Source organism: Prescottella soli (genome assembly GCF_040024445.1).
GTDB lineage: Bacteria > Actinomycetota > Actinomycetes > Mycobacteriales > Mycobacteriaceae > Prescottella > Prescottella soli.
Map to the genome: position 1 here is coordinate 1,361,151 of NZ_CP157276.1, position 17,064 is coordinate 1,378,214.

Here is a 17,064-nt window from a genome sequence, read left to right on the forward strand (position 1 = left end):
CCCGGCCGCGAGGGTGAATACTAGAAAATAGAACACGTTCTACCCAGTGCGCGTCGAAAGGACCTTCCCCATGGCCGAGGCCACCCCCATCCGTCCCCTGTCCGCCGAGACCGTCGACACCTGGAACTACGAGGCCGACGTCGTGATCGCCGGCTACGGCGTCGCCGGCGCGAGTGCCGCGGTCGAGGCGGCCCGCGCGGGTGCCGAGGTCCTGGTGCTCGAGCGGGCGGGCGGCTGGGGTGGCGCGGCGTCCCTGGCCGGCGGATTCATCTACATGGGCGGTGGTACGCCGCTGCAGAAGGCACTCGGATTCGACGACACCCCCGAGAACATGAAGTCGTTCATGATGGCCGCCCTCGGACCCGGTGCCGACGAAGCCAAGATCACCGACTACTGCGAGGGCAGCGTCGACCACTACAACTGGCTCGTCGACTGCGGCGTCCCCTTCAAGGAGAGCTTCTACGGCCAGCCCGGTTGGGAGACGCCGTTCGACGACGGCCTGATGTACTCGGGTGGCGAGAACTCGGCTCCCTTCAATGCGATCGCGACCCCGGCCCCGCGGGGACACATCCCGCAGATGACCGACAAGAAGGTCGGCGAGAAGGGCGGCGGCTACATGCTCATGAAGCCGCTGGTCGACACCGCGACCGCCCTGGGTGTGCAGGCGCAGTACGACATGCGGGTCCAGACGCTCATCACCGACGCCACCGGCCGCGTGGTGGGTGTGCAGGCCAAGCAGTACGGCAAGGACGTCACCGTCCGGGCCCGCAAGGGCGTCGTGCTGGCGACCGGCAGCTTCGCCTACAACAAGGAGATGGTCGAGGCGTTCGCGCCGCGGCTGATCGGCCGTCCCGGCGCCGCGATCGAGGAGCACGACGGCCGTGCGATCCGCATGGCGCAGGCGCTCGGCGCGGACCTCGCGCACATGGATGCCACCGAGGTCGCGTTCTTCGGTGATCCGCAGATGATGGTCCGCGGCATCCTCGTCAACGGCCGCGGCCAGCGTTACGTCAACGAGGACACCTACCCCGGCCGGATCGGTCAGCTCACGTTGCTGCACAACGACAATCAGGCCTACCTGATCATCGACGAGGAGGCCTACGAGGAGGCGAAGACGACGCCGACGTCCACCCCGTTCTTCCGGTTCCAGCCGAAGTGGGTGGCCGAGACGGTGGAGGAACTCGAGTCGGAGATGGGTCTGCCCGAGGGCACCCTGCAGGCCACCGTCGAGGTCTACAACAAGCACGCCGCGACCGGTCAGGACCCCGTCCTGGGCAAGAAGTCCGAGTGGGTCAAGCCGATCGGGTCGCCGATCGCGGCGCTGGACCTGCGCAACTTCACCGCCGGCTTCACGCTCGGCGGGCTGCGCACCACCGTCGACTCCGAGGTGCTGCACGTCTCCGGCGAGCCCATCCCCGGCCTGTTCGCCGCCGGCCGCTGCACCGCCGGCGTGTGCGCGTGGGGCTACGCGTCGGGCACCTCGCTCGGCGACGGCAGCTTCTTCGGCCGTCGCGCCGGCGTCAGCGCCGCGAAGGGCTGACGACGGGGTGACCTGACGGCGGGGGCGATTCCTAGCCGTCGCCCTCGTCCCGGCCGTCTTCGAAGACGAAGAGTGGCTTGGCGCCGTGTGCGGGTGACTCGGCGAGCGCGACGGCTTCGGGGAACCGCTCGAGCGGGAACGGCCGGCCTTCCGGGACGCTCAGCACGTCATCGGCGACGAGACTGCGAACCTGGGACAGCGCGCGCAGCGCATCCTCGGGTGACGCAGTGCCGAACCAGCGGTTGAGCCAGAAGCCACGGACCGCTTTGGCCTCGTAGATGACCGAGCGTGCCTGCAGCGGAATCGTCAGCGCCGCCGGGTCGGTCTGCCGATGGGTGGAGAGCGCGCCGTAGACCACGACCTCTCCCCCTGGAGCCAACGCCTCGGATACCTGGGCGCCCAGAGGTCCCGCGACGCAGTCGGTGGCCTTGCGCACGCCGGCCGGTCCTGCAATCTCGGTCACGCGCTGCAGCAGGTCCTCGTCCGCGGTGCAAATGACCTCGTCACCACCGAGCGCCGTGATCTCGTCGACGGCGTCGCGCCGCCGCACGACGTTGATCGTGCGAATGCCCAGATGCCTGGCCAGCTGAATGACGAGTCGGCCGACGGTGGAGCCCGCGGCCGTCTGCAACAACCATTCACCCGGCTGTACGTCGAGTTCGCGCGTGACGAGGAGCAGCGCGGTCAACGGGTTGACGGCGAGCTGGCAGGCGCTCGAGTCGCTCAGTCGGTCGGGAACCGGCAGCAGCCTTCGTGTGTCGGCAACGAGGTATTCCTGCCACGTACCGTCCACACGGGGCCCGGGCACCGCCGGGACCGCGACGGTCGCGACGCGCTCGCCGATCTTCGGCCCGTCGGTATCCGGGCCGAGGGCGTCGATACGGCCCACGCATTCCATGTGACCCCCGACGGTGGGGAACTCGGGGGCGAAACCGTAGCGGCCCCGCAGCACGTGCAGATCACTGGCGTGAATCGGAGTCGCCGTCACGCGGATCAACGCCTGACCGGCCTTCGGCGTCGGAACGGGCCGAGATTCCAGCCGCAGGACATCGGTGGGTTCGCCGACCTGTCCGGCTACGAGCGCGCGCATCGATCGAGACATGAGTGACCTCTCGTCTCTCAGCGCCCGACGAACCTTCGTGCGGCCTACCGAGGTCTGTGATCGGGACCGCTCGCCGCAGCGCACGTACTCTGATTATGGATCTGTCATTTCGGAATCGCTACGCCCGGCCCCGGACAGAGTCCCCGCGGCGGACGATGCAGCGTGGCGCGAACGCGCGCTGCGCCGGTTCACGGCGCTCCGTCGCCGTGAATCAGCATCACCGCGGTCCGCACCAACTCGCGGTCCCCTTCCGCGGAACGCCGTACCCCGATATCCGACCGGACGACGGAGGAGCCTTCGAGGAGGCTGACCACGGTCTCCGCCAACGCGATTCGTCGCCCCTCGGAGACATCCGATCGGACACACTCGATCAGGTCCGCGACGAGGCCGACGTACCTGCGATAGAAGCTCCGCACCACCGCCGCGGTCTGCTCGTCTCCCCCTGCGATCGCCCAAATCTCCCGGAACAGGCGGACGCAACCGGCGTCATCGTGCTCGGCGAGCAGAACCTCGAGCATCCGCCCGGTTTCCTCACGGGTCACCGTCCGTTCCGACCCGTCGTCGACGCCCAGACCCGTCGCCTCCTGCAAGCGCGCCAGCGAACGCGCCAGCGCGCGGTCGAGCACCGCCCTGATCAAGTCGGCGCGGGTGGGAAAGTAGTGCTGCAGGTGGCCGATTCGCACCCCGGCTTCCGCCGCGAAGTCCCGGAGCGCAGCGTTCGCATTGCCTCGTGTGGTGAGCACACGTTCGGCGGCGTCGAGCAGTTCGGCCTGTCGCTGCGCGCCCTTGGACGAGGTCATGCCCGCAATACTTCCACCCCGTGCTCCGCGAGTTCCCGCAGCGCGGACTCGGGCCGAGGATGCAGTTCGGGGAACGTGACGCCGGCGACCGCGTCGGCGGCGAGTACCCGGCGGAGTCCCAGGAATCCGCCGAGCGCGGTGAGATGCGCCTGACCGCGGGAATCGACGATCGTCGCGGACGTCGCGCCGGCGTCACCGGCTACGTCGATACGGATCTGCGCACTTCCCCCGTCGCCGGGTGAATACAGCAGCGATCGGCGCACGGAAGTCCAACGGTCACCGCGCCCCCAGCGGAAGAGGCCGATCTTGTTCGCCGCGAGGAGGGCGGTCGTGGCCGAGTTGGAGCTGAACCCGATCCGGGTGGTCGCGGTGTCCACACCCAACGTCATCGGCAGCGTGAACTGCTCAGGGGTGTCGAGTCGGACGACCTTCGTCCGGGAGCCTGCGATGTCCACCCAGCGGGCGTCGGAGAGCGGCGCTACCGTCACCGGAACACCGGAGCGCCGGACCTCGTAGTCGTAGCCGAGTCGGTCGATGAAGTCGACCGAGTCGACGCCGGCCGAGTCCTGCATGTCGTATCGGATCGCGATGTCGACCGAGGTCACGTCGCCGACTCGCTCGGCGACCAGGGCCGCCGTCACCAGACTCGTCACGCCGCCCATCCATGACGACGAGAAGAGCACCGGCGCAGACGGTTCCGCGAGCGTCGCGGCCGTGACCGCCCGCGCGAGCCTGGTGGTCCAGCGTGTGATGTCGACGTAGGGCACCCCACCTCGCACCGCCGCGCGAAGCACCCGATCGTCCGGGTCGTTGACCGCGCCGACCACGGCGCGGACGTTCGCCCCGAACGGTTCCGGGTCCGCCAGGTCCCACCGCCGCACAGTCGCGCCGTGTCGCCGCGCCACAGCTGCACCCATTTCCGGGTGACGGCCGGTGAGCAACAGCGGCAATTCGGGCGCCGCAAGTTCGGAGAGCGCGGCGCCGACAGTGCCGTACCCGCCGACGATCAGCACCGGTCCGGACGAGTCGTACTCGAGTTCGTCGTTGTTCATCACACAAAACTAGGTCATATGACCAATTCTGTCGAACGGGCGAGGCCTCGCCCCGACGAGCCGACATGGCGGACGATCCGGTCAGGCGTGCCCGAGAGGGCCACCCGCCATTGCCGCGCGAGGGATACTCGGAAGCGACCGCCGCACGAGGTGCGGAGTCCAGCCGTCCGGGGATGCCCTCATGACCGAGCCCGAATCCGTCGACGGGAACGAACTCGTCGTCCATGCACTCACGGCGAACGGGATCCCGACGATCTACGGGGTCGTCGGGATCCCGATTACCGATCTCGCCCGCACCGCCCAGGCCCGCGGCATCCGTTACCTGGGCTTCCGCAACGAGCAGGCCGCCGGTCACGCCGCCGCGGCCGCCGGCTACCTCACCGGGCGACCCGGTATCTGCCTGACGGTGTCGGCGCCGGGCTTCCTCAACGGGCTCGTCGCCCTCGCCACCGCGACCACCGACTGCTTCCCGATGATCCAGATCAGTGGGTCCAGCGACCGTTCCGTGGTCGACCTGGAGCAGGGTGACTACGAGGAGCTGGACCAACTCGCCGCGGCCCGCCCGTTCGCCAAGGCCGCGTACCGCGTCGACTCCCCCGACCTCATCGGCGTCGGCGTCGGCCGCGCCATCCGCGCGGCGGTCTCCGGACGCCCCGGCGGCGTGTACCTCGATCTGCCCGCCCACGTCCTGGCCGGCTCCGCGCCGCCCACAGCGCGGCCACCGATCGTCGACCCGGCTCCTCGCCAGATCCCGGCACCGGCGGCCGTCGAGCGGGCAGTGGCCCTCCTGGAGGGTGCGCAACGCCCGCTGATCGTGCTCGGGAAGGGGGCGGCGTACGCGCGCGCCGACAGGGTCGTCCGCGACTTCGTGGAGGCGACGCGGGCCCCGTTCGTGCCGATGTCGATGGCGAAAGGACTTCTACCGGACGATCATCCGCAGTCCGCGGCGGCCGCGCGATCGCTGGCGCTCGAAACGGCCGACGTCGTGGTCCTGATCGGCGCGCGGTTGAACTGGCTCCTCGAACACGGTCGATCGCCGCGCTGGTCCCCGGACGCGCAGTTCGTCCAACTCGACATCTGCGCAACCGAGTTCGACAGCAACCGACCGATCGCGGCCCCGGTCCTCGGCGACATCGGGTCGTCGACGGCCGCACTGCTCGCGACGCTACGCCCGGGAGGGGTCCGGCCGTCCCGCGACTGGCTGGACGAGATCGTCGCGGCGCGACGGTCCAACAACGCGAAGATGGAGGACCGACTGCACAGCGAGGTCCACCCGATGAACTTCGCGGTCGCACTGCGGGCGGTGCGCGACGTTCTCGACCGGCATCGCGACACGGTCGTCGTCAGCGAAGGCGCCAACACGCTCGACAACGCGCGCAACATCATTCCCATCCACTACCCGCGGCACCGGCTCGACGTCGGAACGTGGGGTGTGATGGGCGTGGGTCTCGGGTACGCGATCGCCGCCGCGGTCGAGACGGGCCACCGTGTGGTCGCAATCGAGGGCGACAGTGCATTCGGGTTCAGCGGCATGGAGATCGAGACGATCTGCCGCTACCACCTGCCCATCGTGGTGATCGTGTTCAACAACGGCGGCGTCTACCGGGGCGACGAGGTCAACGTGCACTCGGCGGATCCGGCGCCGACGGCGCTGTTGCGCTCGAGCCGGTACGACACACTGATCGAGGCGTTCGGGGGCGTCGGGTACCGCGCCGAGACACCCGAGGAGGTCACAGTCGCGCTGCGTTCCGCGATCGAGTCGGCGGGGCCCGCGCTGATCGACTGCATCATCGACCCCGCCGTCGGCACCGAGAGCGGCCATCTGCAGAAGCTCAACCGCCCGGCGCACGAGGAGGAATCATGACCGAACACGACCCCGGCGGACACCTCGACCCGACCAAACCGCAAGCGCTCGAGGGAATCACGGTGGTCGACTTCACCCACGTGCTGGCCGGACCCACGTGTACACGGATGCTCGCCGACGCCGGCGCCCGGGTCATCAAGATCGAACGTCCCGACACCGGCGACGACACGCGACAGATGGGCCCGTTCACCGACGACGGCAGCTCCGAGTACTACCGCCTGGCGAACACCGGCAAGGAGAGCATCGCACTGGATCTGAAGGACGCGGACGACATGGCGCTGGTCCGGTCGATGATCAGGCACGCCGACGTGGTGGTCGAGAACTTCCGGCCGGGTGTGATGGCGGGGCTGGGCCTGGCCCCGGACGACCTGGTCGCCGCGCATCCCCGGCTGATCGTGTGCTCGATCTCCGGGTTCGGCCAGTACGGGCCGATGCACCAGGAGTCGGCCTACGACACGGTGGTCCAGGCGCTGTCGGGCATCATGGACGCCACCGGGTGGCCCGACGGTCCCCCGACCCGGGTGGGCACGTCGATCTCGGACATCGCGGCCGGGATCATGGGCTACTGCGGCATCGTCACCGCCCTCGTCGCCCGCGAACGCACCGGCCGCGGAACCACCGTCGACGTCGCGATGCTCGACAGCACGTTCGCGCTGATGGAGCACGGGCTGATGGATGCGCTCGGCCCGCGCGTGCGTCCGACCCGCCTGGGCAACCGGCACCCGTTCATGTACCCGTTCGACACGTTCGAGTGCAGCGACCGCACCATCGCGATCGCGGTCGGCAACGATCATCTCTTCGAACTACTGTGCGGCGCACTCGGGCTCACGCATCTGGCGTCGGACGCGCGGTTCGCCACCAACGTCGACCGCTGCGCCAACCACACGGAGCTGAAGACCGCGATGGAGGACGTGCTGCGCACCGACACCTCGGAGGCGTGGCGCGGACGGCTGATCGCGGCCGGCGTCCCGGTGGGTATCGTCCTCAACGTCGACGACACCCGCAGGCTCGATCAGATCGCGGCGCGCGGCATGATCAAGAACGTCGGCGGATTCGACGTTCCGGGCACACCGCTCAAGTTCGGGACCTGGGATTCGATCGGCGCGACGATCCCGTCGCCGGAACTCGACGACTGCGGCGACATGCTGCGCCGGGAGTTCGCGCCGGGTCCCGACGCGTGAGCCTCACCGCCGGGGTGTGACCGTGACCGTCGCCGGCTGACGGGTGTCCGGTGCCCGCAGGGTGAGGATGCGCGTGTCGGGGTTCCAGTTCGCGACGTGTACACCTTCGACGTTCGCGCCGTGCGGGAACGTCCGCGCGGGCAGATACACCTCGGTGGGCGCGGTGATCGACAGGTTGGGCACGTACGAGAATTCGAGGCGGTCCGCCCCCGCGGACCATTCCAGCGGGGAGCCGGCGATCGCCCGCGGGTACGGCTTGTCGAGCGTCGCCGCGAGGTTGCGTTCGGTGCCGTCCGCCTCGTACGGCCCCCACGGGCCGGGATCGCGCGACCAGTAGGACACGCCCGCGCCCATCGCGCGGGCGGTGTCGTAGATCCGCTCGACGTAGTCGAGCGCGCCGGGCAGCGTCGTGTCGAGTCCGAACTCCCCCAGGATGATCGGCGCGTTCCCCAGCGCGGCCGCGGTGCGCAGCGTGTTGCCGCGCCACGCGTCGATCGTCGCGTCCACCTGTGCGCGTGAGCTTCCGGTGTACCCGCCGCCGAGGTCCATGGGGAGCGGGTAGATGTGCGGGCAGTACGCGATCCGCTGTTCCCCGTCACGGGCGTCGGCGACCGCGCGCAGTCCGCTGGGGGTGCCCCAGTTGGTGCCCATCGCCTGCGGCGCGACGCAGACCCACGTGTCCTGGTCGACGGTACGGATGGCGTCGGAGGTCTTCTGGTACAACGCAGTCAGCGGGCCCGCCTCGAACGACGGGCCCTGCAGTGTGCCGCCGTACGGCTCGTTCATCAGGTCGTACGCGACCACCGCCGGGCTGTCGGCGAAGCGCTCCGCGACCGCCCGCCACGCGTTCGCGTAGTGATCCGTCAACTCGGGGTGGGCGCCGGTGGTGTTCCAGAAGTTGTCGAACACCCGCATCACACCCGGCTCGAGGTAGTACATCTCCCACATGTCGTTGTCGCCCACGGGAAGCCCGTCGAGGTACGTCGCCCACGCGGGCGCCCCGTTGCCGTTCTGCCCACTCGGGGTGACGGCGCTCGAGTACACGTCCTGATGCATGTCGAGCATGACGCTGTAGCCCCGCTCGGCATACCACCCGACGCGCTCGGCCACCCGGTCCAGGTATTCCTGGCTGTAGACGCCCGGTTCGGGTTCAACCGAACGCCACGAGATGAGGAACCGTACGAAGTTGGTTCCCATGTCGGTGTGCTCGCGGTCGAGGTCGGCCTCGGTGAACGTCGGCATGCCGTCGGGCGCGATCTTGGCGCTCGACGCGGTGTTGAATCCGTTGAGGATCAGCGCCCGTCCCGCGTCGTCCGTGAGAAACGCGGTGGACGGTGCCGGGGCCGCCCGCAGCGCGGCCCCGACTCCGCCGACGAGCACCAGCGCTCCGACGACCGCCGCCAGCATCCTCGAACGCCTCACCGCTCCACCAACTCTCGCATCCAGGCCAAACCTGGACGATCGTCCCGTTCAGTGCGTTAATGTTGCGCCATGTCTGACGAGCACGGGGCGTTTTCGGCAAGGGCACTGGTCCGCCGGATCCCGGCGGGTCCGTGGCCCGCGGCGGTCACCGTCCTGCTCGCGGCGATGCTGTTCGGAACGTGGTCGCTCGCCGGCCGGATCCTCACATTCAACCCGGAACTGCTGGTTCCCAGCGCGATCGGCCTGCCCTTCGGGATCCCGCCGCTGCGCGTCTCCCCGCTGGGCGACACCACGTGGACGTTCTGGCTCGTCGACGTGGTCGCCGCCCTCGCGATGGTCGCGGTGGTGTGGGCACAGCTGGTCCGCAGCCCGCGGCGGCCCTTCGTCGCCGGACTTCTCGCGACGATGCTCGGCGTCATCGTCGGCAATCTGGTGCGGATCGTGTTCCTCAGCTTCGAGACCCACCAGGGTCTGGGCACATACGCGCTGGCGGTGGTGCTCGGCGTGATCGTGTCGGCGCTGTGGGGCGCCGCCGTCGGCCTGGTCGTCGGACCGGTGCATCTGCTCGACCGCAGGCTCCGAAGAGCCCCGGAGGTTCAGCGGCTGTCCAGGACAGCGAGCAGCGCCCGAAGCACCTCGGCCTCCTCGCGCAGCTTGTCGACACCATGATCGGTGATCCGGATCCACGAGCGAGTGCGCCGCCCCGTGTATTCACGGCGCACTTCGACGCACCCCGCCCCGAGCAGAACATCGAGGTGACGACCGAGGTTGCCGTCGGTGAGACCGAGACCGTCACGAATGAAGACGAAACTGACCTCGTCGGATTCGCCGAGCATCGACAGGATCGCGAGTCGGGTCTTCTGGTGAACGATCTCGTCGAGTCCCACGACTCGACGCTGAGCGCTATCCAATCCGCGCCAGCCCTTCCGACTCGGCGAGATAGCTGAGGACTCCGAGCGCGAACGCGATCACCCCGAACGATGCCGTCACGACGCCGGTGGCTACAGAACCTTCGGCCGCGTTGACGGAAAGCATCGTCCGGATCGGCTCCGAGGCGGTGATCAGCCCGAGCAGCGATCCGAGCGCCCCCGTAACCCAAAGCCGTTGGCAGCGCTCCCTCCACCCGAACACCACGAATCCCGCGCCGAGAAGGGAGAGGGCGCCGAAGACAGTTGCCGCTGTGAGGACCCACGGGATCGCGACGACCGACACCACGGCCACGGACGTGTACCCGATCTGCCGTCCCCTCATACCGATCCGGTTGCTCCGATGGGACATCAGCACGGCCAACCCCACGAATGCGATCGGAATCAGCAGTCCCGACACGAACGGCAGGCTGCCGCCGAACATCCATCCCAGCCCGATGGCCGACGCCGCAGCGCCCAGGACCAGCAAATTCGTCGACTCGACTCGGAGACGCTGGCGGCCGGTGCGGGCGGCATCTGTCGCGACGAGGACCGAGGGGATCGGGCAGTACTCCGCGCCTTGTCCAGCCATGGACTCACTCTGCAATGCAGAGTGCGTGCTGTCAATGCTCGCACCATGCCGATCCGTGCGGCGTCACCCGTCGCACCGGCCGGGCATGAGAGCCTCGCATGCATGGGGAGAACTCGAGGCTGGCCGATGCTCGATCGCGGGACACGACTGTGGTGGCGAACCGTCGGCAGACGGATCGATCTCGACGGCGATCATTCGTGGTTGGCCGCACCGACGTCCGGGCGCGGTGCAGTCGCCGACCGCTGGTTGCCCGCGGAGGCGGAACGTATCGGCGGCAGCCTCGTTCGCGACGGAGGCTCCGGGACCGGGCTGTTGCCGAGCATGGATGCCCTCGCCGGTCCCGAGTTCGATCCGGCAGCCGTGCATCCGGCCATCCGAGGGTTCTACGAGCACACGGCGTCCTGGCGAGTGGACGCATGGACCAAGTGGTCGCGCGGCTTCGCCGGGCCGGGCGCCGTGATCGAATCGCTGTACGGCAAACGGCTGCAACAACTTGCGCTGCCGGTCGATACGCTGGCCGTCGCACACGGGGTGGACAGCGAGATCGTGACGATCCTCGGCCCGAACGGAAGCCACGCAGGGTCCGCATGGCTACGGACCCTGCGGCGGACCGGCGACTACATGTTCAGCGGGTACTACCGCGTCGGCCGACTCCCCGGTCACGATCAGCCGAGCGTGCATGTCAGCTTCCCCCTCGAGCAGGGCAACGTGCAGGTGTACCTCCGCCCGTCCAACGGACCCGACGGATCGATGACGCTGTCGTCCCCGCCGGGCGGCTTCGGCGACGACGGCGCGTACGTGACGGTCGTCGACGGCGGCCGGACGTACGCCGCCCGCGTGCCGGTCCACGAGGAGTTCCGCCTGTACGTCGACGACGAAGGCGTCGCCCGCACCGACCACGTCCTGAAGATCTGGGGAGCAACGGCCGTCCGACTGCACTACCGTCTGGCGCCGGTCGACGTCGGAAGTCATATGGCGGAATCGTCGTGATGCGCTACGACGAGCAGGGGCTGACGTACTCATTGACCCGACGGCCCGATCCACGGATCGCCGCAGCGATCGACGCAGCCCTGGCCTGCACCGATTCGGTCGCGAACATCGGCGCCGGGGCAGGGTCTTACGAACCCAACCACACTGTCGTCGCCATCGAGCCCAGCGACGTGATGATCGCCCAGCGGACGTCCGGTGCAGCTCCGGCGTTGCGCGCGATCGCCGAGCGCCTTCCCCTGCAGAACGATTCCGTCGACGCTGCGCTTGCGGTGCTCACCGTGCATCACTGGCAGAACCTCGAACGTGGAATCGCCGAACTGATGCGGGTCGCCCGGCGCCGGGTCGTGATCCTTGGTTGGGATCACCGGATCACGCGGGAGTTCTGGTTGCTCCGCGACTATCTGCCCTCCGCAGCCGAGACCGACGGCCGGCTGGCAGTTCCGATCACCCGCCTGGTCGAGCTTCTCGGTGGTGCGACCGTGCAGGAGGTACCGGTTCCGCACGATTGTTCCGACGGGTTCGGGGGTGCCTACTGGCGTCGTCCCCGCGCCTACCTTGACCCCCTGGTGCAAGCAGGAATGTCGATGCTCGCACTCACTTCGCGTCCAGAGTTGGAGACGGGGCTGTCCCGGCTCCGTGCCGATATCGCGTCGGGCGGATGGGAGCGACGATACGCCGATCTTCTCGAGCTGGATTCGCTCGACCTCGGCTACCGGTTGGTGATCGCAGACCTGTAACCAACAACGGATTTCACCACTCGGTACTTGGATCGATCCATAATCGGGTATGACGATCCTCCAGGTCTTCGTGCCGGCCGAGTTGATCGAGGACGGCCAATGCCCCTTTCCCGAGATCGGCGAAAAGGCAAGATACACATTGATATTCGAACCCGCGTCCGCTGACACGCCAGCCGAGTTGCGCACCGAGTTCACCGCCCGCCAGGAGAATCTCGCCGAGAACCTGCACCTGCTCCACTGCGATGGTTTCGCCGCGAGCTACTCCGGACCGCTGAAGCTTCCACCTCGCGTCAGGGGGCGACTCTCGGCCGAGTTCGGCGCCCTCGTGCCCAGCGCCGCCCAAGTAACCGGAACCGTGCGCTCCCGCCGGATGGTGACCGTCACCTCCCAACCCGACGCGTCGGGCCGCCATCCGCGCAACGGCACGGTCACACTCGCCGACGTACCGGCCGGACGACGCGGCTTCGATTCCGGGCTCGTCGCCGGCCGGTCGGTCTGGAAGAACGCAGACGGCGGCGGCTGGGTGTCGATGGAACCGCCCCACGACCGTCCCTGGGTGCGCGAGGTCGGCGTGCTGGTTGGGCTCGACACCGACGGATGACGAGCCCGACCGTCCCGCTCAGAAGTGTCGGGTGAGCCCGAACAGCTTTTCGACTGTCTTGATCAGGCGGACTCGGGTGGCGTCACCCTGTCGATTCGGCATCGTGCGGGCCATGCGAAGAGCGTAGCCGACAGCTCACGGCGCCCCGCCGGAGGGAATCCGCCTGACCTGCCGAAACTATCGCAGGACGAAGTGCTCCTCGATCGGCGTACGGTGCTGGTTCCACACGTCGACCAACCGCCAGGGGCTGGCGACGATCACCCGGCCGCTGTCGTTGCGGTAGTAGGTGTGCGCGCTCGGCGTGTGTCGCCAGACGGTGTTCTCCATCGCGTGGTCGATCTCCGCGACGTACGCGTCGTAGGCCTCGCGGGTGGGTTCGAGCGAGCGCGCGCCACGCTCGGCGAGCAGGTGCAGGCACTCGACGATGTAGTGGACGGCCACCTCGATGCCGAAGTTGTTGCCGGCGCCGTGGCTCGGATTGGTGTTGGGGGCCGAAGTGACGAACAGGTTGGGGAAGCCCGGAACCGTACCGCCGCGGTAGGCGCGCGGGTTGCCGGACCACTCGTCGACCAGGGCCCGGCCGTCGCGTCCCCGGATGTCCATGGTGGACAGGAAGTCCAGGTGGAATCCGGTGGCGTAGACGATGACGTCGACCTCGACGAGGTCACCGTCCGGGGTCACGATCCCCTCCGGCACGATCCGGGCCGGCTCGGTGACCAGCACGTCGACGTGGTCGAGAGTGAGCGCGGGATAGTAGCCGCCGGGATCGCGGATGATGCGCTTGCCGAACGGCGCGAAGTCGGGCGTGACCTTCGCGGCCAGGTCGGACCCCGCGCCGAACGTGCGGTCGATGTACGCCAGGCAGTCCTGCAGCAGCATGTCGTTGGCCCGGGAGATCGACAGGTGCGTGGACGCCCACTCCGGGTCGACGATCACCACGGGGTACGCGCTGTCCGCGGACCCCCAGAAGGCCTTGACCCGCAACCAGTTCGCATAGAAGGGCACGTGCCGGTTCAGCCAGCGGTGGTGCGCGGGGACGTCGTCGCTGTCCCGCTTGCGCGGCGCCACCCAGTGCGGCTGTCGCTGGAACAGTGTCAGGTGGGCGACGTCGTCGACGATGGAGTCGACGATCTGCGCGGCGGTACAGCCCGCGCCGATCACCGCGACCCGCTTGCCGGTCAGGTCCAGCGTCGGGTCCCACTCCCCCGAGTGGACGCTGATCCCCGCGAACGACTCCCGTCCCTCGACCCCGGGGAACTTGGGTCGGTTGAGGTAGCCCAGCGCGGTGACCACCACCGCGGCGTGCGTCACCGAGGGAGTGCCGTCCGACGCCCGCACGTGGATGTCCCAGCGATGCAATACCTCGTCCCACACCAGCGCCTCGACCTCGGTCCCGAATCGGGTGTGGTCGCGGATCCCGTGCCGGTCGGCGACGGCGCGCAGGTAGTCCCGGTACTCGCCGCCCTTGGGGTAGTAGCTGGTCCATTCCGGATTCAGTTCCGAGGACAGCGAGTAGTACGACGACGGAGTGTCGACCCCCACGCCGGGGTAGTTCTGGATCAGCCATGTGCCGCCGACGTCCTCGTTCCGCTCGAGTACCTGGTACGCGATCCCCTCACGGGCCGCGGCGATAGCCGCCGCGATTCCCGCGAGCCCTCCGCCGACGATCGCGAGGTCGAGCGTGTCCGGCAGCGGCGTCGTACGCGGGACGACGGGCTGCGGCCGGCGGAAGCCGCCCTGCTCGAGGAGCATCGGCAGGAACTCGTCGCCGGGTGTCACACCGAGAGCCAGCGGGACGAGGCGCGCGAACAGGGCGGGATCGTCCGGGGCGACGGCGCCGTCCACGATCCCGTCCGAGGTCACGGCGACGATCAGGTCGTCGACGATCGCCGTGGCCGTCGCCGGGTCGGTGACGCCCGCCATCTCGGGCGCGTCGGGCACATGGGAGATCGCGGCCCCGTAGCGATCGAGCACGCCGACGTCGCCGGTGAGTTGCGCTAGCACCACCAACAGCACGGCCGGGTCGGCCCGGTGCAGGTGCGCCCGCAACGTGTCGGGATCGAGTGCGCGGCCACCGGCGTCGGCCATCAGGGGAACGGCGGTACTGGATGTCATGGGGATCTCCTTGCAGGCCTGGATGTCCGAGTCCGACGACGGTCGTGAGCAGCCGGACGGGAGGGACGCGCGCATCCGGCGCGCGGGGCGATGTGATCCGGGACAGTAGGCCACCGAAGCGAGCCTGTCCATACCTACATCCCATTTACCAGACTGACAGTCTGCTTTTTTGCTCAAAGGTCTACCCAAGCGACGCGGAGTGGGTTACCGTCCGAGTCGTCGCACCGCACCGGGAACGTGCTCCGCGCCCACTCCAGACGAAAGGCGTTGTCTGCCATGGATCAACTACGTTTCGACGGCCAAGTCGCGCTGATCACCGGCGTGTCCACCTTCGGGTTGGGCCTCACCTACGCCCGCCTGCTGGCCTCCCGCGGGTGCTCGGTGGTCGTCAACGACCTCGGCCGAGACTGGGCCGGGGCCGCGAACGCCCCGGGGACCGACGAGGCGGTCCGCCTGATCCGAGCCGACGGCGGGACCGCGACGGGTGTCACCGGCGACGTCGTCACCGAGGCCGACCGGATTGTGCAGACGGCGATCGACACCTTCGGCCGGCTCGACGTCGTCGTCAACAACGCCGGCGCCGGCGGGAGCTTCGACACCATGGTCGACGTGCACCTGCGCGGGGCGAACCGCATCACCGAGGCCGCCTGGCCGCACCTGTCCGCCACCGGAAACGGCCGGATCCTCAACATCTCGTCGAACGGCAGTTTCGGTGCCCCCGCCCTGCCTGGCTATGCGGCCGCCAAGGGCGCAATACTCTCCCTCACCCGGACGCAGGCCATCCTCGGCAACCGAATCGGCGTGCGCTCCAACGCGATCCTGCCCGCGGCCTGGACCCGATCCACGGCCGGGATCGAGCAGCCGGGATTCGGGGAGTTCATGCAGGATCACTTCCCGCCCGAGGCGGTCGCGGCCTTCGCCGCCTACCTGCTGCATGCCGACACCACGCTCACCGGCGAAGCGTTCGCGGTGGGCGGCGGTCTGGTCTCGCGGGTGGTGCAGGCCGAGACGGCTGGCGCACTCACCGCCGACCACACCCCCGAGGCCTGGCCGGCACTGATCGACCGGGTGATGGCGCCCGGCGACATGATCATCTCCAAATCACTTTGGTCCCAGCTCGATTCGTTCGTCGCCCGGATGAGCCCACAGGCCCGCGCGAATTGGGACGCGATCCGCGTCGCACCCGACGTCGACGGCAAGGTCAAGGCCTGAACCCCGAGAGGAGGAACCGACATGCTCGAACTCGATCCCGACGTCGCGGCCTACCTCGGCACCCGCGAGAACTGGGTGCCCATGCACGTGGCGGGCGTGCACGCCGCCCGCGCCGCCTTCGAGGCATTGCCGCAGCCCCCCGGCCCCGACATGCACCACGTCGAGGACCGCGTCGTCGACGGCCCGCACGGCCCGCTGCGGCTGCGGATCTACCGCCCCGTCGACGCACCGGACCTCCCGGCGATCGTGTACTTCCACGGCGGCGGACTGGTGATCGGCAGCATCGACACCTTCGACCGACTCGCCCGTCTGCTCGCGCAGGCGTCCGGCGCGGTCGTCGTCAGCGTCGACTACCGACTCGCCCCCGAGCACCCCTATCCGGTCGCCACCGACGAGGCGTACTTCGCGACGCAGTGGGCAGGCGCCAACGCCGCCGATCTGGGCGTCGACTCCGACCTGATCGCCGTCGCCGGGGACTCAGCCGGCGCGACCCTCGCGGCCGGGGTGACGCTGCAGACGCGCGACGAGGGCGGAGTGCCGCTGCTGTTCCAGCTGCACATCTACGCGGGCATCGACCGCGACGACACCAAGCCCTCGGTGCTCGAGTTCGCCGACGGCCCGATCATCACCGCCGGCGACTTCGCGTGGACGAAGAACCTCTACCTCGGCGACGACCCGAGCCGGGACCACCCGTACGGGGTGCCGAGCCTGGCCGAGGACCTGTCCGGCCTGCCGTCGGCGATCGTGGTGACCGCGTCGCACGACCCCAGCCGTGACGGCGCCGAGGACTACGCCCACCGCCTGCGCGACGCGGGTGTGCAGACCGCGGTGCTGCGCTATCCCGGTGTGGCGCACGGCTTCCTGATGCACGCCGACCAGCACGCCCGCGCCCGCCTGGCGCTGGCCGAGATCGGCGGTCTCATGCGCGCCAAGTTCGCGGTCGGCTGACCC

16 protein-coding genes are annotated in these 17,064 nt (G+C 69.1%); 9 read left to right on the forward strand and 7 right to left on the reverse strand.

Annotated features, from left to right (window positions below; translation table 11 throughout):
* Positions 1-70 precede the first annotated feature (70 nt).
* Entirely contained in the window at positions 71-1,540 is a 1,470-nt protein-coding gene (locus ABI214_RS06330) for an FAD-dependent oxidoreductase (protein ID WP_348607424.1), read from the forward strand.
* A gap of 31 nt (positions 1,541-1,571) precedes the next feature.
* Here the strand turns inward: ABI214_RS06330 and ABI214_RS06335 are convergent, their stop codons facing one another.
* The 3 genes from ABI214_RS06335 to ABI214_RS06345 all read right to left on the reverse strand — a co-directional run bounded on the left by ABI214_RS06335 (position 1,572) and on the right by ABI214_RS06345 (position 4,494).
* Positions 1,572-2,642 (reverse strand): zinc-dependent alcohol dehydrogenase family protein, encoded by a 1,071-nt coding sequence (locus ABI214_RS06335; RefSeq protein WP_348607427.1) that lies wholly within the window; start codon positions 2,640-2,642, stop codon positions 1,572-1,574.
* Positions 2,643-2,830: 188 nt separating this feature from the next.
* Positions 2,831-3,442: a TetR/AcrR family transcriptional regulator gene (locus tag ABI214_RS06340; protein ID WP_348607430.1), complete on the reverse strand. Its 612-nt coding sequence runs from the start codon at positions 3,440-3,442 to the stop codon at positions 2,831-2,833.
* Complete coding sequence (locus tag ABI214_RS06345) at positions 3,439-4,494, reverse strand: saccharopine dehydrogenase (protein WP_348607433.1); 1,056 nt, start codon at positions 4,492-4,494, stop codon at positions 3,439-3,441. The genes ABI214_RS06340 and ABI214_RS06345 overlap by 4 nt, the downstream gene beginning before the upstream one ends.
* Positions 4,495-4,675: 181 nt before the next feature.
* Between ABI214_RS06345 and oxc the strand changes: the two genes are divergently transcribed.
* Entirely contained in the window at positions 4,676-6,358 is a 1,683-nt protein-coding gene (gene oxc / locus ABI214_RS06350) for an oxalyl-CoA decarboxylase (protein ID WP_348607436.1), read from the forward strand.
* Positions 6,355-7,539, forward strand: a complete 1,185-nt coding sequence (locus ABI214_RS06355; protein ID WP_348607440.1) for a CaiB/BaiF CoA transferase family protein — start codon at positions 6,355-6,357, stop codon at positions 7,537-7,539. The genes oxc and ABI214_RS06355 overlap by 4 nt, the downstream gene beginning before the upstream one ends.
* Before the next feature lie 3 nt (positions 7,540-7,542).
* On the opposite strand, the gene ABI214_RS06360 is transcribed toward ABI214_RS06355, so the two are convergent.
* Positions 7,543-8,961 carry a cellulase family glycosylhydrolase gene (locus ABI214_RS06360; RefSeq protein ID WP_348607443.1) on the reverse strand — a complete coding sequence of 473 codons (1,419 nt, stop codon included), beginning with the start codon at positions 8,959-8,961 and terminating at the stop codon, positions 7,543-7,545.
* Positions 8,962-9,030: 69 nt separating this feature from the next.
* Here ABI214_RS06360 and ABI214_RS06365 point away from each other — a divergent pair, with 69 nt between their 5' ends.
* Complete coding sequence (locus ABI214_RS06365) at positions 9,031-9,630, forward strand: hypothetical protein (protein WP_348607446.1); 600 nt, start codon at positions 9,031-9,033, stop codon at positions 9,628-9,630.
* Here ABI214_RS06365 and ABI214_RS06370 read toward each other — a convergent pair.
* On the reverse strand, positions 9,558-9,848 hold the full coding sequence (locus tag ABI214_RS06370) for a transcriptional regulator (RefSeq protein ID WP_348607449.1): 291 nt from the start codon (positions 9,846-9,848) through the stop codon (positions 9,558-9,560). The two genes, ABI214_RS06365 and ABI214_RS06370, sit on opposite strands and share 73 nt — an antisense overlap.
* Positions 9,849-9,864: 16 nt before the next feature.
* Positions 9,865-10,458, reverse strand: a complete 594-nt coding sequence (locus ABI214_RS06375) for a hypothetical protein (RefSeq protein WP_348607452.1) — start codon at positions 10,456-10,458, stop codon at positions 9,865-9,867.
* A 102-nt stretch (positions 10,459-10,560) separates the two neighbouring features.
* Here ABI214_RS06375 and ABI214_RS06380 point away from each other — a divergent pair, with 102 nt between their 5' ends.
* From ABI214_RS06380 to ABI214_RS06390, 3 genes are read left to right on the forward strand one after another with little or no spacing between them, the layout of a single operon-like run.
* Positions 10,561-11,448: a hypothetical protein gene (locus ABI214_RS06380; RefSeq protein ID WP_348607455.1), complete on the forward strand. Its 888-nt coding sequence runs from the start codon at positions 10,561-10,563 to the stop codon at positions 11,446-11,448.
* Positions 11,448-12,185, forward strand: coding sequence for a class I SAM-dependent methyltransferase (locus ABI214_RS06385; protein WP_348611341.1), 738 nt, complete (start codon positions 11,448-11,450; stop codon positions 12,183-12,185). Before ABI214_RS06380 ends, ABI214_RS06385 begins: the two co-directional genes overlap by 1 nt.
* 49 nt (positions 12,186-12,234) lie before the next feature.
* Positions 12,235-12,786, forward strand: a complete 552-nt coding sequence (locus ABI214_RS06390; RefSeq protein WP_348607457.1) for a hypothetical protein — start codon at positions 12,235-12,237, stop codon at positions 12,784-12,786.
* Between the two features lie 177 nt (positions 12,787-12,963).
* On the opposite strand, the gene ABI214_RS06395 is transcribed toward ABI214_RS06390, so the two are convergent.
* Positions 12,964-14,901, reverse strand: coding sequence for a flavin-containing monooxygenase (locus ABI214_RS06395; RefSeq protein WP_408586027.1), 1,938 nt, complete (start codon positions 14,899-14,901; stop codon positions 12,964-12,966).
* A 276-nt stretch (positions 14,902-15,177) separates the two neighbouring features.
* Here ABI214_RS06395 and ABI214_RS06400 point away from each other — a divergent pair, with 276 nt between their 5' ends.
* Together ABI214_RS06400 and ABI214_RS06405 are read left to right on the forward strand one after the other, a co-directional pair.
* Positions 15,178-16,113 (forward strand): SDR family NAD(P)-dependent oxidoreductase, encoded by a 936-nt coding sequence (locus tag ABI214_RS06400; protein WP_348607459.1) that lies wholly within the window; start codon positions 15,178-15,180, stop codon positions 16,111-16,113.
* Between the two features lie 21 nt (positions 16,114-16,134).
* Positions 16,135-17,061: an alpha/beta hydrolase gene (locus ABI214_RS06405; protein WP_348607462.1), complete on the forward strand. Its 927-nt coding sequence runs from the start codon at positions 16,135-16,137 to the stop codon at positions 17,059-17,061.
* The last annotated feature ends 3 nt before the right edge of the window (positions 17,062-17,064 follow it).